The organism is Streptomyces lienomycini, assembly GCF_027947595.1.
In the GTDB taxonomy this organism is placed as follows: Bacteria; Actinomycetota; Actinomycetes; order Streptomycetales; family Streptomycetaceae; genus Streptomyces; species Streptomyces lienomycini.
The window spans coordinates 3,288,962-3,315,026 of the sequence record NZ_CP116257.1; the positions used below are offsets into that span (position 1 = coordinate 3,288,962).

The window sequence follows — 26,065 nt, forward strand, 5'->3', positions numbered from 1 at the left end:
CCCACCGACGCGTGGGCCCGTCGACTGTTCCTCGTCTCTCAGGAGGAACGCCGCGCGGTGGTCCCGCGGTTCCGCCGGCCGAGTCCGCGGAGCCGGCGGAGTCCGGCCCGCACCCGGTCCCGCAGCCGGGTCAGGCGCGGCATGCGCTCGCGCTGCTCGCGCGTGTGACGGTCCAGCTCCTCCAGGAGCCGGCGGGAGCGGTGCTCGGTGTCCATCTCGTCGATGATCCGGTTCACCTCGGCCAGTACCGCGCCCCGCAGCTGCCACTGCCCGGCGTCCCGCCTGACCTCCTCGAGCAGCAGGTCGGCCAGCCTGTCCCGGGTGGCCGCGGCCTGGCGCAACTCGGCGGTCAGCCGCTCCTCCGCGGACTCGGCGTTCTCGCTCGCGTTGCTGGTGACCAGCACCGAGAAGCTCACCACGGCGTCGGCGATCTCGGACAGCAGCTGCTGGACGGCGGCCCCCGTCTCCGGCGCGAACAGGGGTTCTGGCTCCCGCTCCTTGGCCAGGTCGGTGAAGCTGCGCGCGAGGACCCGCATGACCACGGTGCAGATCTCCAGGGTGTCCAGGCCGGTGCGCAGCACCACCCGGTGCAGCAGTCCCTCGCGCACCCGGGGGTTGAGCCGCAGGCTGTCCTCGGCCTGGCGCAGGTCCTCGTCCACCTCGCCGATGTCGTGGTCGAGCCGGCGTGCCTCGTGCAACCGGGCCGCCGCCTCGTGGAACGGCGTGCTCCCGGCGGCCTCCTCACCCATGCGCAGCAGCAGTTGGCGCACCTGGCGGGCCAGCCCCACGACGGACTCGCCGGCCTGCTCCACCCACACCGGAGGCGCGAGGACCAGGTTGAACGCCAGTCCGACGATCGCCCCGATCAGGGTCTCCACCACCCGGGCCCACGCCAGGCTCCCGTGCGAGGTCACGCCGAGCACCAGCATCGCGCTGATCGCCACCTCGGCGGTGAACTCCTCGGCGCGCACCAGGTGTCCCACCCCCAGCGCCGCCACGATGATCAGGGCCAGGCTCCACCAGCTCAGCCCGACCAGCTGACTGAAGGCGATGGCGACCAGGACACCGGCCACCACGGCGTTCACCCGGCGGAAGCTCATCTTCAGCGTCGCGTACAGGGTCACCTGGACGACCAGCAGGGCGGTCAGCGGCGCGGTGAGCGGTGCCGCCGACTTGTCGGGGGTCAGCCGCACCGCGATGACGAAGGCGATCGAGGCCGCGGCGGCGGAGCGCAGGGCCTGCACGACCACGGGGTCCCGAAGCCACTTCACCCGCCGCAGGGCCGACGCCGCGGCCGCACGCACATCCCGCATCCTCGGGCTGTTCCCTTCCGCAGGCGCCTCGATACGTGTCCGATCAGGACGGTATCCGCACGCGGGCCGCCCAACCCCTTCTCACGCGCCGTGCGCCGCCGGACGGGTCAGGCGGTCACCTTGGCGACGAAGGCGGACAGGTTGCCCAGGGTCCGGGCGACCTGTTCCTCCAGGGTGAGGCTCTCCTCGAACCGGGCGCCGCTCTGCGAGACCTTCTTGCCCCGCAGGTACAGGGAGCAGGCGAGGTCGGTGCACATGTACAGGCCGACCGAGTTGCCCTCACGGCCGGCCGCGCCCGCCCTGCGCGCGGTCATCAGCGACACCCCGCCCCGCGGATGGGTGGTCAGGCACAGCGCGCACATGCTCCGCTGGAAGTAGCCGCTGCGGGCCTGCTGGAACCGCAGGGCCACACCGGTGAGCCGCCCGCCGTGCTCGGTGACCAGGTAGCTGCGGTCCGGCGCCCCCTGATCCCGCCAGCCGAGGAAGTCGAGATCGTCCCAGGGGCGCTCGTCGAGATCGCGGGGAAGGGCCAGGCGCTTGGCCTCGCCCTTCGAGCAGTTGATGAAGGAAGTGCGGATGTCCTGCTCGCCGAGTGCTCTCACGGGAGCCTCCCCTTGCGTGTCGACATGGCGGAGTCGCGCGGTGACGCGACCGTGAACCTAGGGGCTCTAGGTTTCCGCCTAGCGTAAGTAGCTCACGGTGGAGGCCGCCAGTGGATTTCCGCGGAGCGCGAGTTCATAGCATGAATTAAGGGCAAAGGGAAGTCGCGTGCGGCAGTCCGGCAGAGGTATGTTGCAGACCGGGCACGTACGGGAGGAACCACATGGCGGGGCGGAGCGGGCGCACGGTGCGCGACCTCAGGAGGGCCAACCGCACGGCGGTGCTGCAACGGCTCTACTTCGACGGACCGCTCAGCCGCTTCGAACTGGGCCCGGCGACCGGCCTCAGCTCCGGCTCCGTCAGCAACGTGGTCGCCGACCTGGTCGCCGACGGGCTGGTGGAGGAGGCGGGCAGCGTCGACTCCGACGGCGGCCGCCCCCGCACCCTGCTGCGCGTGTCCCCCGCCAGCGGCCACATGATCGGCGTGGACGTCGGAGAGACCCGGGTGCGGGTCGAACTGTTCGACCTGACGCTCACCGAACTCGCCCGCGCCGAACGCCCCCTGGCCCAGCAGCGCTACGACGTCGACGTCATCGTCGGTCACATCCGCGACGGCGTCGCCGAGGTGCTGGCCGCGACCGGTCTCCCGCCCGAGCGGCTGCTCGGCGCCGGGATCGGCGTCCCCGGCATCGTCGAGCACACCGCCGACCGCGGCGCCGTGGTGCACGGCCAGACCATCGGCTGGGACGCGGTCCCGCTGGAGGCACTGCTCCGCGCCGGCTCGCCGCTGCCCGACAGCGTGCCGTACCTCATCGACAACGGCGCCAAGACGCTCGGCCAGGCCGAGATGTGGTTCGGCGCCGGGCGCGGCGCCCGCAACGCGGTCGTGGTCCTCTTCGGCTCCGGCGTCGGCGCCAGCCTCGTCACCCCCGACGTGGAACAGGGCCGGGCGGTCGAGTGGGGGCACCTGACGGTCCGGGTCCGCGGACGCCGCTGCCGGTGCGGCGCGCTCGGCTGCCTGGAGGCGTACGCGGGCGCCGAGTCACTGCTGGCCCGCTGGCGGGAGGAGGGCGGACGGGTGCCGGAGGGCACCGACGAGGAGGGTGCCCTCACCGCGATGCTGGCCGCCGCCCACCCGGCGGGGGGCGAGGCGGCCGACCCGGTCGCGCTCGCCGTCCTGGAGGAGACCGCCGAGTACCTGGGCGCGGGCCTGTCCGACCTCATCAACCTCTTCCAGCCCGAGCGCATCCTCATCGGCGGCTGGGCCGGCCTCCAGCTCGGCACCCGCTTCCTGCCCGCCGTACGCCGCCACGCCGTGTCGTACGCGCTGCGCCACCCCGCCAGGAAGGTCACCGTCGACCTCGGGCGGCTCGGCCCCGACGCGGTCACCGTCGGCGCCGCGATCCTGCCGCTGGCCGACTTCTTCGCACGGGGCGGACGCCGCCCCGAACCGGCCCCCGAGGACCCGGTGCCCGCCTGGCGCACGGCGCTCGAGGAGCGTGCGCCGCACTGAGGTTTCGCCGGTCACCGGGGAGGTACCCGCCGACGCTCGGACCACCGGACGACCACGGGAAGGAGCGTGCCGTGTCCGACCACCGCCACGACGAAGCGGGTGAGAACGCCGCCCCCGTGCCGCGCGACATGCCGGACCAGCAGGCCGGGGACCACGACGACCCCTGGGAGGCCGCCGCGCCCACCCGCGAGCAGCGGGAGCACCGCCAGGGCCTGGAGAACGAACGACCCGACGGCGGCGACACCGACGACGAAGCAGCGGACGCCGGGTCCGCGGACGACGTACCGGACACCGACGAGGCGGGCACGGGCCGGCAGGGCGCACCGCACTCGGCGGCCGTGCACCCCGAGCACCCGGTGCCCGACGAGTCGCCGGGCTGAACGGCGCACACGCGCGAGGGGCGGCGGGCCCGCACGGGTCCGCCGCCCCTCGCGTCGTGCCGTACGGCGCTCAGCCCACCTTGCGCCCCCGCATGGGCACCGTGTCGGTCCCGGCGCCCTCCTGGAGGCCCCGCAGGAACTCCTCCAGCACCTCCGTGGCCGTACGCGTCGCCCGCCAGCCCAGCTCCGCGCGCGCCCGCGTGCAGTCCATGAGCGGCAGCCGCAGCACCGCGTCGAACAGGTGCGGGGAGGCCGGCAGCAGCCGCAGCCCCCACGCGGCGGCGATCGCCGAGCGGGCCGCGGTCCGGGGCAGCCGCCGCGGACGCACCCCGATCAGCTCGCCCAGCAACGCGGCGTCCACCGGCGGCTCGGCCGCGAGGTTGAACGCGCCCCGGGCGTCCTTCGAACGCGCCGCCAGCCGGTACGCGTGGGCCGCGTCGTCCGTGTGCAGGGCCTGCACCCGCAGACCGGGGATGTCCGGCAGGAAGGGGAGCAGCTCCGGACGCGCCGCCGGACCCGGCAGGAACCGGCCGCCGAAGATCCGGCGCTGCTCGCTGGCCGACTCCCGCTTGAAGAGGAAGGCCGGACGCATCCGCACCACCCGGACGCCGGGGTGGTCGCGTTCGAAGGTGTCCAGGGTCCGTTCCAGATAGGCCTTCTCCCGGCAGTACGCGGCGTCCGGCCAGCCGTGCGTCGGCCACGACTCGTCCACGGCGTGGTTCTTCGGCCCCGGCGAGTAGGCGCCGACGGACGAGGCGTGCACCAGCGCGGGCACCCCGGCCTCGGCCACAGCGTCGAAGACCCGGATGGAGCCGAGTACGTTGGTGCGCCAGGTCGTCGCCGGGTCGTGCGTCGGCTGGAACGCCCAGGCCAGATGGATCACGGCGTCGGCGCCGGCGAAGTGGCCGGCCAGGTCGCTCTGCTCGGAGGCCAGGTCGACCGCGGCCCACTCGGTCTTGGCGGGCGACCACCCGGGGATGCGCCGGGCCAGCCCCAGTACGGTCCCCACCTCCGGATCCTCGGAGAGAAGCCGCACCACGCTGGTGCCGACGTTGCCCGTGGCGCCCGTGACCACGATCCTGCTGCCCGTTGTGCTGCTCACCCTGTGCTCCTTCCGGCGGCGCTGCGCGTGCGGAGAGCACCGGGTACCCGCCGCCCGGGAGGGACACGCGCGAGAAGCGCGCGCCGGGCAGGGGCGCGGACACGGGGAAGCCCCGACCGCGACGGGGGAATCACGGCCGGGGCGGCTCGGGGTGGATACGGATGGCGGTCGCCTCTCGGCGAAACGCTCCACAGGGCTTCAGCCGAACGATCGTCCCTGTGGGCAAATGGTGAGGCCCGGGGACACTGTCCCATCCGTACCCACGGTGTGTTCAACGGAGGAACCCCCGCCGGTGTTCCACCGTTCGTCGCGGTTTGGGGTGATGTGTGTCACTGCCCGTCGGGCTCTGCGGACGCGGCGGGCTCGGGCACGATCTCCGCCCACAGGTTCTCCGCCTGCAGCAGCAGCGTGCCGAGGACCGCCGTGCGCGCGGCCCCCTGCCCGGCATGCTCCCGCAGCCCCTCCTGCAACCTGCGGTGCAACTCCTCCATCGTCACCTCGGTGGCCGCCTGCGGATCCGTCTCGGGCCTGACGCCCACCAGCCTGCTCGCCTCGGCGTGGCAGGCGTCGCCGAGCAGCCGCAGCAGGCGCGCGTACAGGTCCAGCACGGGCCCTTCGGGCGGGGCAGGGGTCCGGTTCTCGTCGGCGGCCACCGCCAGGGTCCGGGTCAGCGCGGTGATGTTCCCGGTGACCCGGCTCCACCGCTGGTCCTCGTCCTCCGGCGGCAGGGCGGTGGGCGGGCGGTGCAGCCTGCGCAGCGTGCGCGAGGTCAGGCGCAGACTCTCCCGGCTCCAGGAGCGGGCCGACTCCAGGGCCTCCAGCCTGCGCTGGAGGCGCGCGGCGTCGCTCGACCAGGCGGCGGCGCTCTGCGCGTCCCACTCGGTCTCCCGCAGGTCGGCGGCCACGGAGTGCAGGAGGTCGCCCGACTCCCGGGCCAGCGCCGCGAGGTTCTCCCGCACGTCCCGCAGATGGATCGGCGGCAGCACCAGGGCGTTGACCGCCACGCCGATGACCGCGCCGAGCGCCGCCTGTCCCACCCGGTGGCCGACCGCGGCGGCCGACACCGTCGTGCCGGAGGCCAGGACGAACACCGCCGTGGTGGCGGTGTAGATGCCCTGCCGCCCGAAGCGGGACCAGTTCGCCATCAGCATCAGCACCGGCAGGGACAGCGCCAGCGCCCCCGTGTTGTCCTCGGCGACCGCCTGCGCCGCCGAGGCCACCACTGCCCCGGCGCAGATCGCCGCGAACTGCTGCCCGGCCTGACGCACCGAGCTGTAGACGGTGGCCTGTACGAGGACGAGCGCCACCCAGGGCGCCATCAGCGCCATCGGATCGTCCAGCCAGACGCCCGCCACGGCCCAGGCGATCAGGGCCGCGCCGGCGGCCTTCAGGGACTGGACGACGAGGTCGCGCTCCCGTCCCGGTCCGCGCCAGGCGGCCCGGACGGCCCGCCCGACGGCACGCGCCTCCCACCACACCGCGGCCGCGGGCCGCCGTCCCCGGAGCGCTTCCCGGAGGGTGTGTGCCCCAGCGGTCATGCGGTGCCGGGCGTCCGCGGGGTCGGCGGACCCGTCTCGGCGCGGGGCGCGGACCGGCGGTTCGAGCGGGGCGGGGACCGGCGCCTCATGCGAACGGGCCCCGGTCCAGGGAGGCCAGCAGGTCGGCCGGATCGGCGTAGACCGTGTCCGCGCCCGCCTCCTCCAGGTCGGCGCGGGGCAGGCCGCCGCAGAGCACGCCCACGCACCGCACCCCGGCCCGGCTGCCCGCCCGCATGTCCCAGACGGTGTCGCCGACGAAGACGGCCCGCTCGGCCGGTACTCCGGCCAGTTCCAGCGCGTGCTGGACGGGTTCGGGTGCCGGTTTGCCCGCGTCGACGTCGTCGGCGCTCGCGGTGGCGGTGATCGCCTCGTCCGCGTCGATCGCCCGGCGCAGCGCGCCCAGCTCGGGGCCGCCCGCCGAGGTGGCGAGGACCACCTGCCAGCCGTCACCGGCCAGCCGCCGCAGCAGGTCCCCGGCGCCCGGCAGCGCCGGCAGCCGGTCGAAGTACTGCCCGTACAGCGCCTTGTGGGCGGCGCTCAGCTCCGCGTCCCGGTCCTTGTCCCGGTCCTCGCCCAGCAGCCGTGCGACGAGGTCGCCGGAGGGGAGGCCCACGGCGCGGTGGACGGCGTGCATCGGCACCCGGTGCCCCGCCTGCCGGAACGCCTCCCACCACGTGGTCACATGCAGGTGATTGGTGTCGACGAGGGTTCCGTCGACGTCGAACACGGCCGCCCGTTCCATGCACTGTCCCTTCCCGGTCCGCGGAGTGTGGATCGAAGAACGGGTACCACGTCAGCGCCGCGCCACTCCGGACGGTGTACGGCCCTCGTGCGTCCAGGCCAGCAACTCCTCCAGGGACCACGTGGTGACCACGCGCTCCGCGGGCACCCCGCACTCCTCGGCCCGCGCGCATCCGTGGATCTGCCAGTCCAGCTGGCCGGGCGCGTGCGCGTCGGTGTCGATCGAGAACAGCACGCCCGCCGCCACCGCCCGGCGCAGCAGCCGCCGCGGCGGGTCGAGCCGCTCCGGGCGGCTGTTGATCTCCACGGCCGTGCCCGACTCCGCACAGGCGGCGAAGACCTCGTCGGCGTCGAACTCCGATTCCGGCCGCCCCCGCCCGGTCAGCAGCCGGCCGGTGCAGTGCCCGAGCACGTCCGCGTGCGGGTCGCGGACGGCGGCCACCATCCGGCGGGTCATCGAGCGGGCGTCCATCCGCAGCTTGGAGTGCACGGACACGACCACGACGTCGAGCCGCTCCAGCAGCTCCGGCTCCTGGTCGAGCGAGCCGTCGTCGAGGATGTCGCACTCGATACCGGTCAGCAGCCGGAACGGCGCCCAGGTCGTGTTGAGTTCCGCCACCACGTCCAGCTGCTCGCGCAGCCGCTCGGGGGAGGGGCCGCGGGCCACGGTCAGCCGCGGCGAGTGGTCGGTCAGCGCCGCCCACGCGTGCCCGAGGGACGCCGCCGTGCGGCCCATCTCCTGGATCGGGCTGCCACCGTCGGACCAGTCCGAGTGCAGGTGGCAGTCGCCGCGCAACCGCTCCCGCAGCCCCTCGCCGCCGCGCGCCGGTGGAGCCTTGGCCTCCTCCTCCAGCTTCCCGAGGTAGCCGGGCACCTCTCCGGCCAGCGCCTCGCGCGCCACCTGCGCCGTCTTGGGTCCGACGCCCTTGAGCGACTCCAGCGAGCCGGCCCGCTCGCGCAGCTCGGCGGCCGGCAGCCCACCGAGCACTCGGGCCGCGGTGCGGAAGGCGCGCACGCGGTACGTGGGCGCCTGGGCACGCTCCAGGAGGAACGCGATCCGTTCCAGTGCCTCGACGGGATCCACCGCCACCTCCTCGTCCGGTCCCCGGCCGGCCTCCTCCGGCCCGTCCAGGGTTCCCCGGTACACCGGGAGCCGCACCACGAGCCCGGCGGTTTGCCCCCGCCGTGCTCGGGAAGCGCGACGCCCCGGTCCTTGCCCGCGGCGGTTGCGGCCTACGCTCTAGGCATGACCGAAATCGACAGCCCGCACATCGGCAGTCCGCGGATCATCGTGCTCCGGGTGCAGCCGGGCACGCCCCCGTTCCGGATCGTGGAGATCGACGGCCAGGTGGTCGGCGAGGCCAGGGAGGTCACCGACGTACTGGAGGCGGCCGCGGCCTTCGGCATCACGGTCCACGACCTGGACGACCCCGACGTGGTCCGCTGGGTGGGCGGGGACAAGTTCACCTGGACCCTGCACTAGGACGCGCCCTGTCCCCGCCCGGCGACTCAGCCGACCGTCCACTTCTGGTTGGCGCCGCCCGTGCAGGTCCAGATCTGCAGGCGGGTGCCGTTGGCCGAGTCGTTGCCGCTGACGTCGAGGCACTTGTCGGCCTGCGGGTTGACGATGTCGCGCGCGGCGGTGACGACCCACTGCTGGGCGGCGGTGCCGTTGCAGTCCCAGAGCTGGACGACCGTGCCGTCCGCCGTGCCGGCGGCGTTCACGTCAAGGCACTTGCCGAGCGCCCGGATCGTGCCGTCGGAGCCCACCGACCACCGCTGGGCCGCGGTGCCGTTGCAGTCGTAGAGCTGTACGGGCGTGCCGTTGGCGGTGTTCGCCGCGGCCACGTCCACGCACTTGCCGGCCAGGCCCCGGATGGCGCCGCCGGCCGGTGAGTCGCCCGTGGTCACGGAGACGTGGTCGACGACCAGGGCCTGCGGGAAGACCGTGGAGCCGTCCGGGTCGCCCGGCCAGTAGCCGCCGACCGCCAGGTTGAGGATCAGGAAGTACGGCCTGTTGAACACCCACTGCCTGCCGCCCAGGTCGGCCGGGGTGCGCCGCTGGTAGACGGTGCCGTCCACCGACCAGGTGACCGAGTCGGGCGCCCAGTCGACGGCGAAGGTGTGGAAGGCGTCCGCGAGGGCCTGGCCGCCCGGCAGGCTGTAGCCCGCCCCGATGCCGCCGGAGCCGGAGTAGCCGGGGCCGTGCAGGGTGCCGTGCACGGTGGAGGGCTCGAAGCCGACGTTCTCCATGATGTCGATCTCGCCCGAGTCCGGCCAGTTCACCGGCGTGCCCAGCATCCAGAACGCGGGCCACATACCCTGCCCGCGCGGCACCTTCATCCGCGCCTCGACGTGTCCGTACTGCGCCGTGAACTTCCCCGAGGTGTTGAGCCGGGCGGAGGTGTACTGGCAGGTGCCGTACCAGCACTGGTAGTTGGCCGGGTTCTCCTTGCGGGCCGTGATGACCAGGTGGCCCTGGCCGTCCAGGGCGGCGTTCTTGTTGCCGGAGGTGTAGTACTGCCGTTCGTGGTTGTTGACGTTGTCACCGGTCTCGATCTGCCACTTCGAGGAGTCGACGGCCGCACCGGCCGGGCCGTCGAAGGTGTCGGAGAAGGTCACGGCGGCGGCCGCCGAGGGCGCGGCGCCGGGGGCCCCGGCGGTCGGGGCGGCTCCCGGTTCCGCCTGGGCGGGGCCGGTCACGAGCGACGCGGCGAGCCCGGCGGACAGGGCGGCGGCGAGGAGGCATCTGCGGAGCAGGCGTGGGCGGGCCACGGCTCTCCCTTCCGTACGGCGCCCCGCGGGGGAGCGCCGACCGAGGTGGGGGGTCGGGGGTGTGTCGCCTCTTTATTCAAGTAGTGAGATAAGGGCCGGTCAATACCTTGGTACGGACCGGATGTCCCGCCGTCAGGTACGCGCCCGGCGTGCGTGCACCGTACGGCTCATCCGCCGGCCGAGCAGCAGGTAACCGATCAGCGCGCCACCGGTGTTGAGGATGACGTCGTCGATGTCGAAGGCCCGCCCGGTGACCAGGGCGCCCTGCGCGAACTCCACCAGCAGCATCACCACCGCCGTCAGCAGCAGCACCCGCAGCGGCCCGCGGGTGCGCGGGGCGACGACCGGGACGAGCACGCCGAACGGCACGCCCAGCAGGATGTTCCCGCCGACCTGCTTGACCGCGTCCCGCAGCGCGGGCTGGTCGAGATACGCCCGCAGCGAGCGGCCGGGGTGCATGTTGGTGTGCGTCAGCGCCTCCGACGCGGGGGAGGGGTGCAGGGTCAGCCGCGCCAGCACCACCGCGAACGCCACCATGAAGACGAACGCGCACGCCGTCGCCAGCAGCCGCAACGGCAGGGCGAGCACGTGCCGTTCGCGGGCCTCGGTGTCCGGTGCCTTCGCGGCGCGGGGACGCGAGCGCGAACGCAGTCCCGAAGCGGCACGAGCCATGCGAACCATGTCGGTCCTCCAGTCGTCAACTTCCCCGCGTGCTAGGGCGGTTACCCGCCGATCCGCCGAGGATGCCCGGCGACCCGGGCGGGCCGGGCGCGCTCACCCCGCCCGCCTTCCGACCCGCGGTTTCCCCGCCCCCGGCCGGGGCACTCCGGCCGGGGGCGCCACCGCGCGCCGCCGTCCACCGCCGCCCGCACGGTGCTTGGATGGCGGCGAACCGGAAGGAAAACCAACAAGAGCGGCACAAGGGGCATCCGGGGCGCCAGGCGTCCGGCTCAGCCGTGGAGGGCCGTGGAGGTGGCGTGTGAAGGGCCGTAGGACACTCCTCGCCGTGGCCGAGGTGGCCGCCTGGTGGGTCCCGCTCGCCGCGCTCTGGCTGGTCCTCATCAGCACCGTCGACCCCCTCGAACTCGCCGTGGGCGCCGCTGCGTCGGCCGTGGCGGCGCTCGCGGCCCGGGGCGCGCGGCGGGCGGTGACCGGACGGTGAACGGCTGGATCCTCGCCGCGGCCGTCGTCCTGGCCACCGGCGTCGGAGCCACCGTGTGGGGCGTGGCGAGCGGACCGCTGCGCCGCCGCGCCGCCGCCCAGAACCTCTCCACCGCACTGGCCTGCCCGGTCCTCCTCCTGCTCGCCCAGGGCTTCGACCGCCCCGCGTACGTCGACCTCGCCCTGGTCCTCGCCCTCCTCGGGCCCGCCGGCACACTCGTCTTCGCCCGGCTGCTCGCCGACGAACTGGCCGACGACCCGCCGCACGCCCGGGGCCCCACCTGGACGGCCGCCGCCCTCGGCGCCGCGGTCGTGGTGGCGGTGGGCGTGGCCACCGGGCCGGGCCGCGCCCTGGTCAAGCTCCTGGTCGTCGGGGCGCTGCTGGTCGGCGGCAACCTGGTCGCCTCCCGGGCGCTCGCGGGCGGCATGCGATGACTGAGGCCGTGATCGTCGTCGCGCTGCTGCTGGTCGCCGCGTCCGCCACGGCGGCGGTGGCGGTCCGCGACCCCGTGCGCCAGTCCCTGGTCCTGGCGGTCCTCGGAGTCGTCCTCGCCGTGCTGTTCACCGTCCTCCAGGCGCCCGACGTCGGCCTGTCGCAACTGGCGGTGGGCTCCGCCCTGACCCCGCTGCTGCTGATGCTGACGGTCCGCAAGGTGAAGCGGCGCGGACAGAGCGAGGACCGGGGCAAGGAGAACGGAACATGAGCCGGCGCGTGCGGCTGTGGCTGGTGGCCGCGGGCGGCGCCGGACTCGCCGCCCTCCTCGTGGCCGCCTGCCTCGGGCTGCCCCGCTTCGGCGGCGACCGGCACCCCTACGGCGACCGGGCCGTCGAGGCGTCCCTGAGCCGGCGCACCGCCAACACCGTCGCGTCCGTCACCTTCGACCAGCGGGCCTTCGACACGCTCGGCGAGATGAGCATCCTGTTCGCGGCGGTGCTCGGCTGCGTGATCCTGCTGCGGCAGACCCGCGACGAGCACCGGGCCCGCCCCGAACCCGCCGCCGTCGCCCGGCCCGTACGCCGCTACGCCCTGCTCGTCCTGCCCGTCGCCCTGCTGACCGGCCTCTACGTCGTCGCCCACGGCCAGGTCAGCCCCGGCGGCGGCTTCCAGGGCGGGGTGGTCGCCGCCACCGCACTGCACCTGCTGTACCTCGGCGCCGACTACCGCGCCCTCGAACGCCTCAGGCCCATCGCCCCCTACGAGGCGGGCGACGCGCTCGCCGCCTCCGCCTACCTGGTCACCGGCCTCGCCGCGCTGCTCGGCGGTTCGGCCTTCCTCGCCAACACCCTGCTCCCGTACGGCACCTTCAACACGCTGGCCTCCGCCGGCACCGTCCCCCTGCTGAACGCCGCGATCGGCATGGAGGTCGCCTGCGCGGTCGTCGTCCTGCTCGCCGGCTTCCTCGACCAGGCCGTCGAGATCGTGGACGAGGGCGAGAGCGGCGGGAACGGCGGGAGCCCCGACGACCCCGACGCGCGCGGGAAGTGAGAGCGCCATGACCACCCTCACGCACGTACTGCCCTACCTGGTCGCCGCCTGGATCTTCCTGGCCGGCTGCTACGGCCTGGCCACCAGCCGCGACCTGATCCACGCGGTCGGCTGCCTGTCCGTGTGCCAGGCCGCCACCTACGTCCTGCTGCTGGCCGTCGGCTACCGCGACGATGCCACCGCACCGGTGTTCTCCGACCTCGAGCCCGGATCCCGGCCGGTGGTCGACCCCGTGGTCCAGGCCCTCGCCCTCACCGACGTCGTCGTCGGCGCGACCGTCACCGCCCTCCTGCTGGCCCTGGTCGTGCAGGTCGCCAAGCGGCACGGCACGGTCGACCCCGACGAACTGAGCGAGCTGCGCGGCTGATGCCCCACCTGCTGCCCCTTCTCGTCGCCGTCCCCCTCCTCGGCGCCGCCCTGCTCGCCGCCGGCGGCCGGCACATGCCCCGCGTCGTCGCGGAGAGCACCGCCTGCGCCGTCGCGGCCGGCACCGCGGCGCTCGCGGTCGTTCTGCTGGCGCACTCCTCCCCGCCGCCGACCGAGTGGGCGGGCGGCTGGGAGCCGGTGGACGGCCACAGCGTCGGCATCGCCCTGACCGGCGACGGCCCGGGGCTCGGCATGGCCGCGCTGGTGTCCGTACTGACCCTCGCCGCCCTCGCCTACTCCTGGCGCTCCTTCGACGAACCGCCGCCCGGACACGCCGGGGCGTTCCCCGCGCTCGTGCTGGTCTTCCAGGCCGGCATGTGCGGCTTCTCGATCGCCGGGGACCTCTTCAACGCCTTCGTCTGGTTCGAGCTGATGAGCGTCGCCGCGTACGCCCTGACCGGGCACCGGGTCGAGGAGGCCAGGGCCGTCCAGGGCGCGCTGACCTTCGCCGTGGTCAACTCGCTGGGCGCCTACGCCCTGCTCATGGGCATCGCCCTGCTCTACGCCCGCACCGGCGAACTCGGCCTGGCGGAGATCGGCCACGCCCTCGACGCCCACGGTCCGCCCGACGCGACGGTGCTGGCCGCGTTCGTCCTCGTCCTGACCGGTCTGCTGGTCAAGGCGGCGGCCGTCCCCTTCCAGTTCTGGCTGCCGGACGCGCACGCGGTCGCCCCCACCCCGGTCTGCATGCTGCTGTCCGGCGTCATGGTCGAACTGGGCGTCTTCGGCGTCTGGCGCGTCTACGACACCGTGTTCTCCGGTCCCGGTGGACTGCCCGCCGCCGACGCGGAGCGGGTCCTGAGCGTGCTGGGCGCGCTGACGGCGGTGATCGGGGCGGTGATGTGCTGGCACCAGCGGCACATCAAGCGGCTGCTGGCGTACTCGACGATCGCGCACACCGGCCTGTTCCTGCTCGGCATCGGCACCCTCGCGCCCGGGGGCGACGACGGGATCGCGCTGTACGTCGTCGGACACGCCGGGGTGAAGGCCGCGCTGTTCGCCTGCGCGGGCATCCTCCTGGACCGGTACGGCAGCGTCGACGAACACGTCCTGCACGGACGCGCGCGCCCGCTGCGGAGCGTCGCCGTGATGTTCGTCGTCGGCGCGCTGGGCCTCGCGGGACTGCCCCCGTTCGGCACGGCGCTCGGCAAGTCCGCGGCCGAGGAGGCGGTGGGCGGCCCGCTCACCGTGCTCTACGTCCTGGCGAGCGCGGTGACCGCGGCGGCCGTACTGCGGGTCGCGGCACGGGTGTTCCTCGGCCTCGGCCCCACCCCGCGGGACGCCGGCGGTCAGGGCGCCGCCGACCCGGACGAGACGACGGGCTCCGGGGAGCAGCCCGAGACGACGCGGCGGCTCGGCCGGGTGCCCGACACCATGACGGTGGTCCCCGCCCTCCTGCTCGCCGGGGCCCTCGCCGCCGGCGCCGTCCCCGGCTTCGGCGACGCGGTGGCCCGCGCCATGGGCGAGGCCACCACCGCCGGGCTGGTCCACACCTCCGTGCACTGGACACCGGTGGGCGTCGGTTTGGGACTGCTGTCGACCGTCCTGGCCGCGGTCCTGGCCGCCGTCGCCGTCGCCCGCCCGGGGCGGCTCGTCGCGCCGGGCTGGGCGACGGTGCTGCGACGGCTGCAGTCCGGGCACGTCGGCGACTACGTGGCGTGGCTGCTGGTGGGCGCCACGGTGATGGGGGTGCTGGCCCTCCCGGCGGTCCTGCCCGGGTGAGCGGGCGACACCCACGGGCGGATCCTCGGGTCCCGGACGTCCCCCTCAGGTCCCGTACGTCACCCGCACCTCCTCGAAGCCCAGGGAGTTCAGCAGCCCCCGGAGCATCGCCGTGGTGTTGGCCTCGGCTCGCGCCTTCAACTCGCTCTCCTCGGCCGCCTCACCGATGTGCCGGGCCGCCAGCTTCCGCACGGCCTGCTCGCTGTTGGGATTGTCCGAGAACAGGTCGCCGAGGCGGTCGAACAGCCCGCGCTGCTTGGACACCGCGTAGGAGCGGTCGGGGTCGAGGGCGGGCTCGCCGAGCCCGGCGTGCGGCAGCCGCAGCGTGGCAGAGGTGCGGCCGCCGTCGACCGTCACGTCGTCCTCGCCCACCTTCCCGAGGTCGACGAAGGCGTCGACGGTGCCCGCCCCGACGTACAGGGTGCGGGTGCCGCGGATCGCGTCGGGCAGGAACTTGGCGTCCTTCTCCAGGTCCACGACGACCTGGAAGTTGCCGGAGGCGGCGTCGAAGCGGCTGATGTCCCGGATGGACTCCAGCAGCGCGGGACCGGAGCGGTCCCGGGTCTCGGAGCCGAACAGGTCCTTCAACCCCGGCAGGACACTCAGCCGGAGCCCCGCGAACAGCACGACCAGCACCAGCACCACCGCGGTCAGCGCCTTCGCCCAGCCGGGCATGCGCCTGGCGGGCCTCTCGGCGGGACTCTTGGGCTTCTTGACGGGAGTCGTCATGGCGACGGCCCTCCTTCCTACTGACCCGGATGCCCCCCATCTCCCGTGCCAGACCGAGCAGTTGGCGCGGCGGGACGGAGCGGGCACCCGGGTCGTACGACGCCGGCTCAGCGCCCCGGCTTCAGCGGGCGGTCCGCGGACGGGCGCGACGACCACACCGCCTCGCCGCGCGTGAGCCCCGGCAGCCGCAGCTCGGCCTCCCGCACCCGCCGGGCCGCCAGCTCCCCGGTGACGATCCAGGCCGGGTCGCCGCCGGTCGTACCGGTGAAGTCCGCGCGCAGCGAGGCCAGCAGGGCCGTCACGGCCGCCAGCGCGTCCGGCGGGACCTCCGCCTCGAAGGACTGGTACGGCTCGTGGAGCACGGTGCCCGCCCGGGCGAGGGCGCGGCGCAGCACGATCGCCGTCAGCCCGCGGAAGTCGGCGGCCGTGCTGAGCGGCGAGCTGAATCCGGAGCGGACCATCGTCACCCGGTAGTCGGTGACCGCGGCCCCGGTCAGCCCGGTCAGCAGCGTGGCGTGGACCGTTTCCTCCACGGCCTGGTGGAAGGCGCGGGGCAGCGCGCCGAGTTCCGTCTCGTACCCGAAGTGCCCGCCCGAGCCGCGCGGGCCCGGCTCGACACGCAGCCCGATCGTCGCCCAGTACCGGGTGTGGTCGAGCCACGGCATCTCCTCCTCCGCCTCGCCCGGGCCGGCCGGCCGCTCCAGGAACCGGACGCGGCCCGGCGTGAACTCCGCCTCGATCCCGAACTCCTCGGCCAGCGTCGCGGCGAGCACCTCCATCTGGACCTCGCCGTACAGGAGCAGCGCGGTGGCGCCGGACGCCGCCGGCCGGGCGTGCAGCAGCGGGTCCTGGTCGGCCAGTGCCAGCAGGGCGGAGCGCAGCGGGGCCGCCTGCTCCGGGTGCCGGGCCCGGACCAGCGTCCGCAGGGTCGGCGGCGCGAATTGCGGCGCGCGGTCGGCGGGCTCGCCGAGCCGGTCGCCCACGCGCAGGCCCCCGGGAACGGTGAGCGCGGCGATGTTTCCGGCGGTGAGCGTGGCGTCCCCGCCGACCACGTCGAGGCGGGTCACCCGGCCGCGGACCTCGGTGGTCCGCCCGTCGGCCTCGCGCCGCAGGAACGTCAGCCGCCCGCGCGGACGCACCTCGCCGTCGTACAGCCTGAGGTACGCGGTGCGCTCGCCGGTGGCTCCGGGACGTACGGCGAAGACCGTGCCCCGGGGTTCCGCGGTGCCCGCCGCGCCGGGATCGGCGGCCGGGACCAGCCCGACCAGTCCCTCGACCAGCTCCGCGACGCCCTGACCCCCGAGCGCGCAGCCGTGGTACAGCGGGTGGAACGAGCCGTCGGCGGTACGGGCGGCGAGGGCGGCGGCCAGATGCGCCGCGGTCGGCTCGGGGCCGTCGACCAGCGCGGCCAGGACGTCCGGGTCGACCTCGGCGAGCGCCTGTGCGGCGAGCCCGTCCGGCGGACGGCGGGTGACCCGCGCGTGCGCGGTCCCGGCGCCCGTCACCTCGGTCAGCGGCACGACGTGCGGGGTCAGCAGGCGCCGGACGTCGTCGAGCAGGCCGTCGGGGCGTGCCCCGGCCCGGTCGATCTTGTTGACGAACACGAGGGTGGGCAGCCGCAGTCGCCGCAGCGTGCGCATCAGGACGCGGGTCCGCGCCTGTACGCCCTCCACGGCCGACAGCAGCAGCACCGCGCCGTCGAGCACCTCCAGTGCCCGTTCGACCTCCGCGACGAAGTCGGAGTGCCCCGGGGTGTCGATGAGGTTGACGCGCGTGTCGCCGACGGTGAAGGCGGCGACGGCGGAGCGGATGGTGATGCCGCGGCGGCGCTCGATGCCGCCGTCGTCGGTGCGGGTGTCGCCGGCGTCGACGCTGCCGAGCCGGTCGACGGCGCCGTGGTCGAACAGGAGCCGTTCGGTGAGGCTGGTCTTACCGGCGTCGACGTGGGCCAGAATGCCGATGTTCAGGGTGCGCATGCGTGGAGGAGTCCTCGAAAGCCGTGGGCCGGAAGGGGCACTGGGGGATTCCGAGGAGTCGGCGCATGCGGGGGATCCTGACGTGAGGAGGGGTGGGGGACACGACCGTCCTCGCCGAGGACGGACCGCGCCATCATGGCGTGGGGCCCCGGGCGCGGCGCAACAGGATTTCCGTAAGCTGAGGGCCCCGGCCGGACAGGATCACGCGAGGAGCGGTCCGTGCGAGACATCGCCGTGTTCAGCGGTAGTGCCCACCCCGAGCTGGCCGAGGAGGTCTGCGCCCAGCTGGGCGTGCCGCTCAGCCCCACCCGGGTCAGTCGGTTCGCCAACGACTGCCTGGAGGTGCAGCTGCTGGCCAACTGCCGCGAGCGGGACGTGTTCCTCGTCCAGCCGCTGGTCAAGCCGGTCCAGGAGCACCTCGTCGAGCTGCTGCTGATGTGCGACGCGGCCCGCGGGGCGTCGGCCGGCCGCATCACCGTGGTCATGCCGCACTACTCGTACGCCCGCTCCGACAAGAAGGACGCCCCGCGCATCTCGCTGGGCGGGCGCCTGGTCGCCGACCTGCTGGTGGCGGCGGGCGCGAGCCGGGTCCTCGCCATGACCCTGCACTCGCCCCAGGTGCACGGCTTCTTCTCGGTCCCGGTCGACCACCTGCACGCGCTGCGTGAACTGGCCGCGCACTTCGGGCAGTACGACCTCTCCCGCGTCACGGTCGTCTCCCCGGACCTGGGCAACGCCAAGGAGGCCGCCGCGTTCGCCCGGATGCTCGGCGCCCAGGTGGCGGCCGGGGCGAAGCAGCGGTACGCGGACGACCGGGTCAGCATCAGCTCCGTGATCGGGGACGTCGCCGGACGGGACGTCATCGTGCTCGACGACGAGATCGCCAAGGGCAGCACCGTGCTGGAGCTGCTCGACCGGCTGCGGGAGGCGGGTCCGCGCTCCATCCGCGTCGCCTGCACGCACGGGCTGTTCGCGGCCGGTGCGCTGGGGCGGCTCAGCGAGCAGCCGGACGTGCTGGAGATCGTGTGCACCAACACCGTGCCGGTGCCGGTGGACGACCACACGGACAAGCTGCGGATCCTGTCCATCGCCCCGGCGCTCGCCGAGGCGGTGCGCCGCATCCACAACGGCGAGTCGGTCAGCGCCCTGTTCGACGCCCGGCCGGCCGGCTGACGCCGAGGGCCTCCTCCAGGGTCGGCCGGGGCGGCAGCAGCCGGGCCAGGCCGGTGATCCGCAGCATGCGCAGTGTCAGCGGGTGGGTGCACACCAGGTGCACCTGTCCGCCCCGGTCCAGCGCCTGACTGCGCGCCCGGTACAGCAGCCGCAGCCCCGAGCAGTCGAAGAACTCGATCCCGCCGAGGTCCAGGACGATCCGGGCGCCGGGACGCCCCGTCTCCCGGTCCAGGTGCGGGGCGATCTCCGCGGCCGAGGCGATGTCGATCTCGCCCCGGAACTCCAGCACCGTGTGACCTTGGTGACGGCGCACCCGCAGATGCCGGGTGGGCGACGCGGATTCCTGCCGCACGAACCTTGCCTCCAGCCTGTTCCGGCCTGCTTCTGGGGGCTCAACTACCCAATCCGCTCAAGAAGTTACCCCGATCGAGCGAGTTTGAGCATGTTCGATTGACATATGTCATCGAAATCTCACGGCCGCGTTCCATGGATGGCCGGATGGCCGGATGGGCAGATCAGTCGACCACGAGGACGATCTTGCCCGTGGTGCGACCGGTCTCGCCCAGCGCGTGCGCCTGCGCGGCCTGGGCCAGCGGGAAGGTCCGCGCGATCGTGGCCCGCAGCTCGCCCGACCCGACCAGGGCGGCGATCTCCTCCATCCCGGCCCGGTCGGCGTCGACCAGCATCCGCACCGCCCGTACGCCGAGCCGATCGGCCTCCTCGTAGAACTCGTCCGACCCGACCGGCAGGATCGACACCACCACACCGCCCGGACGCAGCACGCGCAGCGACCGCAGCGACGTGTCGCCGCCGATCGTGTCCAGAACGACGTCCACGTCCTTCACCGCCTCGGCGAAGTCCGTCTCCCGGTAGTCCACGGTCTCGTCCGCCCCCAGGGAGCGCAGGAACTCGTGCTTGCCCGCGCTGGCGGTCCCGATCACACGGGCACCCCGCGCCTTGGCGATCTGCACCGCCGCATGGCCCACACCACCCGCCGCCGCGTGGATCAGCACCCGCTGCCCGGGCCGGACGTCCGCCCGCTCCACCAGGGCCTGCCAGGCCGTCAGCGAGACCAGGGGGAGGGCACCCGCCTGTACGTGGTCGAGGCCGGCCGGCTTGTGGGCGAAGGTGCGCGCGGGCGCCGTGACGTACTCCGCGTGGGAACCGTGGCCGAACGGGTAGGAGAGCATGCCGAAGACCTCGTCACCGGGCCGGAACGCGGCGACGCCGATCCCCACCGACTCCACCACGCCCGACACGTCCCAGCCCAGCACGAAGGGCGGCTCGCCGAGGAAGCCGCCGTTCGCCCGGTGCTTCCAGTCGGTCGGGTTCACTCCCGCGGCGCGCACCCGCACCAGCACCTCGTTGGGGCGTGGCTCCGGGCGTTCGAGCCGTACCTCCTTCAGGACCTCGGGACCGCCGAGGACGTCCTGGCCGATGGCGCGCATGGTGTTCATCGAGACCTCGCAACTGGGGCAGGGGCGGGCAGCACGGTCTGCAACCTCCGGGGAGATCGTGCCATTCCCGGCGCCGTCCGGCACCCGGGGCGGGGCACCCGGGGGGTCGGCGCCAACTTGCCTGGCGGGCAAGGACATTCGCCAACCCGGAACGACCTCCCGGTCGTGACGGAATCCTCACTTCCGCAGGACGGTGAAATTGATCTTTTAGGCTTCACAACCGATAAGCTCCCCAGCGGCGCTGCGAGTTGACGCGATCGCGACGGGTCGGCTCAGTGTGCGCCCTCACGAGTGGGGTCCCCCCTTCCTCTCCCCATGCCTGGACACCCCCGCTCGAACACTCCCCCCTGTTCGATCGTTTTGCTTCGAAGGATGCAGATGGAACTCGCCACTCCGCCACCGGCGGCGCGGGCCCCCGTCGCCTGGTACAGCTGGTGGCTGATGCCACTGGGCCTGGGAGGCGGGACGGTGGCCGCCACGTTCATGAGCTCCGAGCGAATATCCGTGGCCGTCGCCGGCGCGGCGGCCACCGCGGCCGGCACCGTGTGCGTGCGCCTCCTGCTGCGCACCCGCGCACAGCTGAGCCGGGCCGAGGACGCCCACCGCGCCGCCCGGGCCGAACACTCCCAGCAGTGGCAGCAGCACGTGAGCGCTCTGGAGCAGCGGTTCTCCGCCGAGCGCGCCGCCCTGGACGCCCAGCTCACCGAGCAGGTACAGACGTACGAGGCACAGCTGACGGAACAGTCCCGGGTCCACGAGGACCGGCTGGCCGAGCAGGCCGCGGTCCACGAGAGCCGGCTCGCCGAGCGGACCGAGGCATGGCAGGAGCAGCTGGGCCACCAGCTGGCCGCCGTCTCCCGGCTCGCCGACGAGCAGCTGCCCGACGCGATGCGCCGACTGCGGGCCGGTGACGCCATCGACGACATCCTGCCGACCATGGAGCAGTGCGCCAAGGTGGGCGCCGACCTCCAGGCCGAGCTGCGCAAGGTCCTCAGAACCGCGCTGATCGGCGTCGAGGCGGAGTTCGACCGCTCGACCTCCGCCGAGCAGGCCGTCATCAGCGTCGGCAACCGCATCCACGTCCTGACCAGCAAGCTCCGGGGCCGCCTGCACGAGATGCAGGGCGAGCACGGCCGGCTGCCCGCCGTCGCCCGGGGCCTGATGGAACTCGACCAGGCCATCGGCCCGGCCGACTGCCTCGCCGCCAGCATCGGTGTGCTCGGCGGCTCCGACCGCCCCGGCCGGCAGTGGCAGGAACCGCAGCGGCTGCTGAGCGTGATGCGCGGCGGGATCGGCCGGATCAAGGACTTCCACCGCGTCCAGCTGCGCCACCTTCCCGAACTCGGCGTCGACGGCGGCCTGGTGGACCACCTCACGCTGATCTTCGCGCACCTGCTGGACAACGCCGCCCGCTACTCGCCGCCCACCGAGCCGGTGGTCGTCTCCGGCAAGGAGGTGCCCAACGGCGTCGGCATCGAGATCCAGGACTCCGGCAAGGGACTGAGCGAGGAGAAGAAGCGCGAGGCCGAGCACGCGCTGGCGGGCACCTCACCCGGCGCGGGACTCGGCGGCATCTCGGAGGACGCCAACATCGGCCTGCGCGTGGTCGGCGCCCTCGCCCGCCGCTACGGCATCCGCGTCACCTTCGCCGACTCGCCGTGGCTGGGCACGTCCGTCGTGGTCGTCGTACCCCACAAGTACTTCAGCCCGCTACCCGCGGCCGCCGCTTCCTCGACCGCCGCCGTCGCGGAGCCCCCGCGACCGCCACCGCGCCCCCGGCCGTGCCCGCCGCGAGCGCGGCCCCGGGTCCCGAGGCATTCCCGGACCCCACGGGCGGGACCGGGGGCGAGACCACCCCGGGCGGCCTGCCCCGCCGCCGGAGCAGGCGTGCCGAACCGGCCGCCGGGCCGCCTTCCGCCCCGGCCGCCGCTTCCGGGCCCGCCGCGCTCCCGGCCGGCTCCGGGCCCGCCGGGCGGACTCCGGTCTCCGCCGTTCCGCCGGACGCGTCCTTCGCCGGTCTCGCCGCCTTCGCCACCGCGGGCCGCGACCCGGGCCTCCCCGACACGACCACCGGTGGCCCGTCCACCGGGCACCGCACTGAAGAGAGCGACTAGTCCCCATGACGCACCAGGGAACCGACGTGAGCTGGGCGCTCCGCGACCTTGTGGAGTCCATCCAGGAGATCCGCTTCGCCCTCGTGGCCTCCAGCGACGGCAAGGCCATCACCTCCTACGGCGCCGAAGACCCCGACGACGTGGACCGCTTCGCCGCCGTGGTGGCCGGACTGCAGGCGCTGGCCCAGCCGGTCGCCGAGCAGTTCCCGCAGCACGCGGGGCAGTTGCGCCTCGCCATGATCGAGGTGGACGGCGGGCACCTGTTCGTCGTCCGCGCGGGCCTGGAGACGTATCTCGGCGTCCTCGCCCGCGAGGGCCTCGACCAGGGCCTGCTCGGCCATCAGATGCGCGACCTGGCACGCCGGATGGGTGAACTCCTCGGCACCACCCCGCGCCAGGAGGAGCACTCTGGATGAGTGCTCCCCGCCGACCGACCGATCCGTCCGGTCTCGAGCGCTACTACGTCCTCACCGGAGGACGCAGCGGGCCGGGCGGTTCGGCGTCGACCCTCGACGTGGCGACCCTCGTCGTCTCCCGTGCCGTGCCCTTACCGGGCATGCAGCACGAGCACGAGGAGATACTCCGGCGCTGCCGCGAACCGCTGTCGGTGGCCGAACTCGGCGCCCACCTTCACCTGCCCTTCAACATCCTCGCGGTGCTGCTGTCCGACCTGCTCCAGGCGGGCCGCGTCGAAGCCCGTGATCCGATCCCGGCACTCGACGCCGGTCGCGGGCCCGACCTCGCGCTCCTTGAGGAGGTACTCAGTGGACTTCAAAGGCTTTGACCGACCGGGGTCACCGACGGCCGGGGACACCCGCTCGGTGAAGGTCATGATCGCCGGGGGCTTCGGCACCGGCAAGACCACCATGGTCCGCTCCGTCAGCGACATCAAACCGCTGACCACCGAGGAGACCCTCACCCAGGCCAGCGTGGACGTCGACCACCTCATCGGCGTGGCCGACAAGACGCAGACCACGGTCAGCCTGGACTTCGGCAAGATCGGCCTCAACGACACGCTGATGCTGTACCTCTTCGGAACCCCGGGCCAGGAGCGCTTCTGGTTCCTGTGGAACGGCCTGTTCAAGGGCGCGCTCGGCGCGGTCGTCCTGGTGGACACCCGGCGGCTCGCCTCCAGCTTCCGGGCCATCGAGGAGATGGAGCGGCAGCAGGTCCCCTTCGTCATCGCGCTCAACGTCTTCCCCGACTCCCGCGACTACCCGGCCGAGGAGATCCGCGACGCCCTCGACATCCCCCCGCACACGCCGGTCGTCTCCTTCGACGCCCGCGACCGCACCGCCAGCCGCGATGTGCTGGTCACCCTGATCCGGCATCTGAAGGACCGCTCGGCCGCCGCCCTGGAGCCCCGATGAACGACGACCAGACCCCGCCCGCCGCCACGGGCGGCGGCTGCCCCGTCGCCCACGGCGAGGGCGTCACCCGGCTCTACGGACCCGAGGCGGCCGACCCGCACGACATCTACACGCGGCTGCGCAAGGAACACGGCAGTGTGGCACCGGTACTGCTGGAGGGCGACGTCCCCGCCTGGCTGGTGCTCGGCTACCGCGAGAACCGGCGGGTGCTCGACAACCCCCTCCAGTTCAGCCGCGACTCGCGGAGCTGGCGGGACTTCCGCGACGGCCGGGTGGAGCAGACGTCGCCGCTGATGCAGATGGTGGGCTGGCGCCCCGACTGCGTCTCCCAGGACGGCGAACCGCACCGCCGGCTGCGCGGAGCCGTCACCGACAACCTGTACGCCGTCGCCGGCCGGGGCATCCGCCGCCACGTCACCCACTTCGCCAACAAGCAGATCGACGCGTTCGCCGACGCGGGCCGCGCCGACCTGGTGGGGGACTTCGCCGAGTACCTGCCCATGCTGGTCCTCACCCGTGTCTTCGGGCTCGCCGAACGGGAGGGGCGCACCCTCGCCGAGTCCAGCAACCAGGTGATCAAGGGCGGCGCGGACGCCCTCACGCACAACGGGCGCATCATGGGCATCCTCGGCGAACTCGCCGCGCGCAAGCGGGAGGAGCCCGGCTCCGACTTCGCCTCGGGGCTCATCGGGCACCACTCCGGCCTCGACGAGGACGAGATCGTCAACCATCTGCGCCTGGTGCTGATCACCGCGCACACCACCACCAGCAACCTGCTGGCCCGCGCGCTCCAACTGGTCCTCACCGACACCACCCGGCTCTCCGGCCTGGTGAGCGGTCAGCTGAACATGTCCGCGGTGGTGGAGGAGGTGATGTGGAACTCCCCGCCGCTCGCCGTGCTGCCGGGCCGGTTCGCCACCGCCGATCTGGAACTGGGCGGCTGCCCGGTCAAGGAGGGCGACCTGCTCGTGCTGGGCCTCGCGGCCGGCAACCACGACCCGGAGATCCGCCCCGACACCGCCGTCTCCGTCCAGGGCAACGCCTCGCACCTCGCCTTCAGCGCGGGCCCCCACGAGTGCCCGGGGCAGAGCATCGGCCAGGCCATCATCGAGACGGCCGTCGACGTCCTGCTGCACCGGCTGCCGGGGCTGCGCCTGGCCGTGCCGTCGGCCGACCTCACCTCCACGGCCTCCACCTGGGAGTCGCGTCTGGACAGCCTGCCGGTGGAGTTCGCCGCGTAGCCGCGCGGGAGGACGGGAGGGCGCCGCCCGGCCGGAGGGGTCCGGGCCGGGCGGCGCTCCCGTCTCACACGCTCAGCAGGTCGTCCACCGATCCCCGCCCGGCCAGTTCCGCCGTGGCCACCGGACCCTCCTTGGCCGCCGCGTACCGGCCGCTGGTCAGCGCCCACTCGTAGTTGCCGTTGATCCAGTGCTGGATGGCCTCCACCCCCATCCGCACCCGTGCCCGCCCGTCGGCGTCCAGCCCCAGCTCGGCGCACATCTCCGGCACCCGCGCCTCGCAGGCGACGTACGCGTCGAGGCAGGCGGTCGTCATGCGGTACGCCTCGTCGGCGGCCTCCTGCCACGAGCAGCCGCGTTCCCGGTGCAGGACGGCGATGAGGTTGTGGCCGTCGCCCCGGCGGCGCTCGCGCTCGAAGGAGTGGATGTCGTTCATGAACCCGATGGTGTCCGCCGCCAGGTCCCGCATCCGCTCCATCAGCGGGTGCGCCATCGCCGCGGCCGGCACCTCGAAGCCGCGGCTGCGCTCGCCCGCGTCGATGCTGTGGTGGATGCCGACCGTGCGGCGCCGGAAGACGGCGTACTCCTCCAGCCCGAGCGTGGCGGCACGGCCGCGGGCCGCCAGGTCGACCTCCTCGCAGTGCGCCACCAGGAACCGGCCCCAGGAGGCGGCGAACCGCGACGTCCAAGTCAGGGACATGCCATCCGAAAGGTGGTCCCAGACCTCCGCCCAGGCCAGCGTGATGGGGCACTCCACCCGCGGCGCGGTGCCCGCCGGCCGGAGCGGCGTGGCGATCAGTTCGCGCGCCACCTCCGCTATGCGCTCCGCGCGGTCGGGCCGGGCCGCGTCGAACTGGTCGTCGAAGAGGAAGGCGAGGGAGAACCAGTTCATCAGGACGACCATGTCGTCCGCCGACGCGTGGGGGTAGGTGCGGGCCGCGGCCCCGGCGAGGTCCCAGGACCGGTACTCGTCGAACCCGGCCCGGCTGCGCACCAGCCCCCGTTCCCGCACCCACCGCAGATGCTGTTCACGGGCCCGGTCGAGATGCGGGCTCACGGGGGTTTCGAAGGGGAGGTCGAAGCGGACGTCCTGAGACATGTGTTTCCTTTCGGGAGACGGAGCGCAGAGTCCCCCCGGCCCTGCCGACGGACGGCCGTCCGACCGCCCGCGCACACTCGAACTGGCTTCCCGGACGCGAAAGTTGAACCGAGAAGCAGTAAGAGGCTGCCCCGACCCTAAATGATCTACGC

The 26,065-nt window shown here is 73.8% G+C and carries 28 protein-coding genes and 1 pseudogene; 16 read left to right on the plus strand and 13 right to left on the minus strand.

Annotation, left to right across the window (positions count from 1 at the left end):
- Positions 1 to 38 precede the first annotated feature (38 nt).
- Both BJ961_RS14800 and BJ961_RS14805 read right to left on the minus strand, forming a co-directional pair.
- Positions 39 to 1,313: an FUSC family protein gene (locus BJ961_RS14800; RefSeq protein WP_271413284.1), complete on the minus strand. Its 1,275-nt coding sequence runs from the start codon at positions 1,311 to 1,313 to the stop codon at positions 39 to 41.
- A 107-nt stretch (positions 1,314 to 1,420) separates the two neighbouring features.
- Entirely contained in the window at positions 1,421 to 1,915 is a 495-nt protein-coding gene (locus tag BJ961_RS14805) for an FBP domain-containing protein (protein ID WP_271413285.1), read from the minus strand.
- A 221-nt stretch (positions 1,916 to 2,136) separates the two neighbouring features.
- On the opposite strand from BJ961_RS14805, the gene BJ961_RS14810 reads away from it, so the two are divergent.
- Positions 2,137 to 3,426 carry an ROK family transcriptional regulator gene (locus tag BJ961_RS14810; RefSeq protein ID WP_271413286.1) on the plus strand — a complete coding sequence of 430 codons (1,290 nt, stop codon included), beginning with the start codon at positions 2,137 to 2,139 and terminating at the stop codon, positions 3,424 to 3,426.
- 71 nt (positions 3,427 to 3,497) lie between these two features.
- Complete coding sequence (locus BJ961_RS14815; RefSeq protein ID WP_271413287.1) at positions 3,498 to 3,806, plus strand: hypothetical protein; 309 nt, start codon at positions 3,498 to 3,500, stop codon at positions 3,804 to 3,806.
- 70 nt (positions 3,807 to 3,876) lie between these two features.
- On the opposite strand, the gene BJ961_RS14820 is transcribed toward BJ961_RS14815, so the two are convergent.
- The 4 genes from BJ961_RS14820 to BJ961_RS14835 all read right to left on the minus strand — a co-directional run bounded on the left by BJ961_RS14820 (position 3,877) and on the right by BJ961_RS14835 (position 8,271).
- A complete protein-coding gene (locus BJ961_RS14820; RefSeq protein ID WP_271413288.1) occupies positions 3,877 to 4,908 on the minus strand; it encodes an SDR family oxidoreductase in 1,032 nt (343 codons plus the stop codon).
- A 329-nt stretch (positions 4,909 to 5,237) separates the two neighbouring features.
- Positions 5,238 to 6,446 carry an FUSC family protein gene (locus BJ961_RS14825; protein ID WP_271413289.1) on the minus strand — a complete coding sequence of 403 codons (1,209 nt, stop codon included), beginning with the start codon at positions 6,444 to 6,446 and terminating at the stop codon, positions 5,238 to 5,240.
- A gap of 85 nt (positions 6,447 to 6,531) precedes the next feature.
- Entirely contained in the window at positions 6,532 to 7,188 is a 657-nt protein-coding gene (locus BJ961_RS14830) for an HAD family hydrolase (RefSeq protein WP_271413290.1), read from the minus strand.
- A gap of 51 nt (positions 7,189 to 7,239) precedes the next feature.
- Entirely contained in the window at positions 7,240 to 8,271 is a 1,032-nt protein-coding gene (locus tag BJ961_RS14835; protein ID WP_271417052.1) for a PHP domain-containing protein, read from the minus strand.
- 162 nt (positions 8,272 to 8,433) lie between these two features.
- Between BJ961_RS14835 and BJ961_RS14840 the strand changes: the two genes are divergently transcribed.
- Entirely contained in the window at positions 8,434 to 8,670 is a 237-nt protein-coding gene (locus BJ961_RS14840; RefSeq protein ID WP_271413291.1) for a hypothetical protein, read from the plus strand.
- Positions 8,671 to 8,696: 26 nt separating this feature from the next.
- On the opposite strand, the gene BJ961_RS14845 is transcribed toward BJ961_RS14840, so the two are convergent.
- Together BJ961_RS14845 and BJ961_RS14850 are read right to left on the minus strand one after the other, a co-directional pair.
- Positions 8,697 to 9,962, minus strand: coding sequence for a ricin-type beta-trefoil lectin domain protein (locus tag BJ961_RS14845; RefSeq protein WP_271413292.1), 1,266 nt, complete (start codon positions 9,960 to 9,962; stop codon positions 8,697 to 8,699).
- A gap of 132 nt (positions 9,963 to 10,094) precedes the next feature.
- A complete protein-coding gene (locus BJ961_RS14850; protein ID WP_271413293.1) occupies positions 10,095 to 10,634 on the minus strand; it encodes a VanZ family protein in 540 nt (179 codons plus the stop codon).
- 307 nt (positions 10,635 to 10,941) lie between these two features.
- Here BJ961_RS14850 and BJ961_RS14855 point away from each other — a divergent pair, with 307 nt between their 5' ends.
- The 6 genes from BJ961_RS14855 to BJ961_RS14880 are packed head-to-tail and all read left to right on the plus strand — an operon-like array spanning position 10,942 to position 14,757.
- The gene (locus tag BJ961_RS14855; protein ID WP_271413294.1) at positions 10,942 to 11,124 is read left to right on the plus strand and encodes a hypothetical protein; all 183 of its coding nucleotides are present in this window, start codon (positions 10,942 to 10,944) and stop codon (positions 11,122 to 11,124) included.
- Positions 11,121 to 11,558 (plus strand): monovalent cation/H+ antiporter complex subunit F, encoded by a 438-nt coding sequence (locus tag BJ961_RS14860; RefSeq protein WP_271413295.1) that lies wholly within the window; start codon positions 11,121 to 11,123, stop codon positions 11,556 to 11,558. Before BJ961_RS14855 ends, BJ961_RS14860 begins: the two co-directional genes overlap by 4 nt.
- The gene (locus tag BJ961_RS14865; protein ID WP_271413296.1) at positions 11,555 to 11,827 is read left to right on the plus strand and encodes a Na(+)/H(+) antiporter subunit B; all 273 of its coding nucleotides are present in this window, start codon (positions 11,555 to 11,557) and stop codon (positions 11,825 to 11,827) included. Before BJ961_RS14860 ends, BJ961_RS14865 begins: the two co-directional genes overlap by 4 nt.
- Complete coding sequence (locus BJ961_RS14870; RefSeq protein ID WP_271413297.1) at positions 11,824 to 12,609, plus strand: MnhB domain-containing protein; 786 nt, start codon at positions 11,824 to 11,826, stop codon at positions 12,607 to 12,609. Before BJ961_RS14865 ends, BJ961_RS14870 begins: the two co-directional genes overlap by 4 nt.
- 7 nt (positions 12,610 to 12,616) lie before the next feature.
- Positions 12,617 to 12,976 (plus strand): sodium:proton antiporter, encoded by a 360-nt coding sequence (locus BJ961_RS14875; RefSeq protein WP_271413298.1) that lies wholly within the window; start codon positions 12,617 to 12,619, stop codon positions 12,974 to 12,976.
- A complete protein-coding gene (locus BJ961_RS14880; protein WP_271413299.1) occupies positions 12,976 to 14,757 on the plus strand; it encodes a complex I subunit 5 family protein in 1,782 nt (593 codons plus the stop codon). Before BJ961_RS14875 ends, BJ961_RS14880 begins: the two co-directional genes overlap by 1 nt.
- 45 nt (positions 14,758 to 14,802) lie before the next feature.
- On the opposite strand, the gene BJ961_RS14885 is transcribed toward BJ961_RS14880, so the two are convergent.
- Entirely contained in the window at positions 14,803 to 15,486 is a 684-nt protein-coding gene (locus BJ961_RS14885; protein WP_271413300.1) for a DUF4230 domain-containing protein, read from the minus strand.
- 107 nt (positions 15,487 to 15,593) lie between these two features.
- Positions 15,594 to 17,462 carry a tetracycline resistance ribosomal protection protein Otr(A) gene (gene otr(A) / locus BJ961_RS14890; RefSeq protein WP_271413301.1) on the minus strand — a complete coding sequence of 623 codons (1,869 nt, stop codon included), beginning with the start codon at positions 17,460 to 17,462 and terminating at the stop codon, positions 15,594 to 15,596.
- Positions 17,463 to 17,681: 219 nt separating this feature from the next.
- Between otr(A) and BJ961_RS14895 the strand changes: the two genes are divergently transcribed.
- Entirely contained in the window at positions 17,682 to 18,635 is a 954-nt protein-coding gene (locus tag BJ961_RS14895) for a ribose-phosphate diphosphokinase (RefSeq protein ID WP_271413302.1), read from the plus strand.
- Here BJ961_RS14895 and BJ961_RS14900 read toward each other — a convergent pair.
- Positions 18,601 to 18,987, minus strand: coding sequence for an anti-sigma factor antagonist (locus BJ961_RS14900; RefSeq protein ID WP_271413303.1), 387 nt, complete (start codon positions 18,985 to 18,987; stop codon positions 18,601 to 18,603). The genes BJ961_RS14895 and BJ961_RS14900 overlap by 35 nt on opposite strands.
- A 163-nt stretch (positions 18,988 to 19,150) precedes the next feature.
- On the minus strand, positions 19,151 to 20,092 hold the full coding sequence (locus BJ961_RS14905; RefSeq protein ID WP_271413304.1) for an NADP-dependent oxidoreductase: 942 nt from the start codon (positions 20,090 to 20,092) through the stop codon (positions 19,151 to 19,153).
- A gap of 1,278 nt (positions 20,093 to 21,370) precedes the next feature.
- Here BJ961_RS14905 and BJ961_RS14910 point away from each other — a divergent pair.
- The 6 genes and pseudogenes from BJ961_RS14910 to BJ961_RS14935 form a co-directional block, all read left to right on the plus strand.
- A pseudogene (locus tag BJ961_RS14910) lies at positions 21,371 to 21,727 on the plus strand (ATP-binding protein); the annotation flags it as partial.
- A 146-nt stretch (positions 21,728 to 21,873) separates the two neighbouring features.
- Entirely contained in the window at positions 21,874 to 22,206 is a 333-nt protein-coding gene (locus BJ961_RS14915; RefSeq protein WP_271413305.1) for a hypothetical protein, read from the plus strand.
- Positions 22,207 to 22,211: 5 nt separating this feature from the next.
- Positions 22,212 to 22,622 (plus strand): roadblock/LC7 domain-containing protein, encoded by a 411-nt coding sequence (locus BJ961_RS14920; protein WP_019327713.1) that lies wholly within the window; start codon positions 22,212 to 22,214, stop codon positions 22,620 to 22,622.
- Complete coding sequence (locus tag BJ961_RS14925) at positions 22,619 to 22,990, plus strand: DUF742 domain-containing protein (RefSeq protein WP_271413306.1); 372 nt, start codon at positions 22,619 to 22,621, stop codon at positions 22,988 to 22,990. Before BJ961_RS14920 ends, BJ961_RS14925 begins: the two co-directional genes overlap by 4 nt.
- A complete protein-coding gene (locus tag BJ961_RS14930; RefSeq protein WP_271413307.1) occupies positions 22,971 to 23,576 on the plus strand; it encodes a GTP-binding protein in 606 nt (201 codons plus the stop codon). Before BJ961_RS14925 ends, BJ961_RS14930 begins: the two co-directional genes overlap by 20 nt.
- Entirely contained in the window at positions 23,573 to 24,817 is a 1,245-nt protein-coding gene (locus tag BJ961_RS14935) for a cytochrome P450 (protein ID WP_271413308.1), read from the plus strand. Before BJ961_RS14930 ends, BJ961_RS14935 begins: the two co-directional genes overlap by 4 nt.
- 64 nt (positions 24,818 to 24,881) lie before the next feature.
- On the opposite strand, the gene BJ961_RS14940 is transcribed toward BJ961_RS14935, so the two are convergent.
- Positions 24,882 to 25,913, minus strand: a complete 1,032-nt coding sequence (locus tag BJ961_RS14940) for a 7-epi-alpha-eudesmol synthase (protein WP_271413309.1) — start codon at positions 25,911 to 25,913, stop codon at positions 24,882 to 24,884.
- Positions 25,914 to 26,065 lie beyond the last annotated feature (152 nt).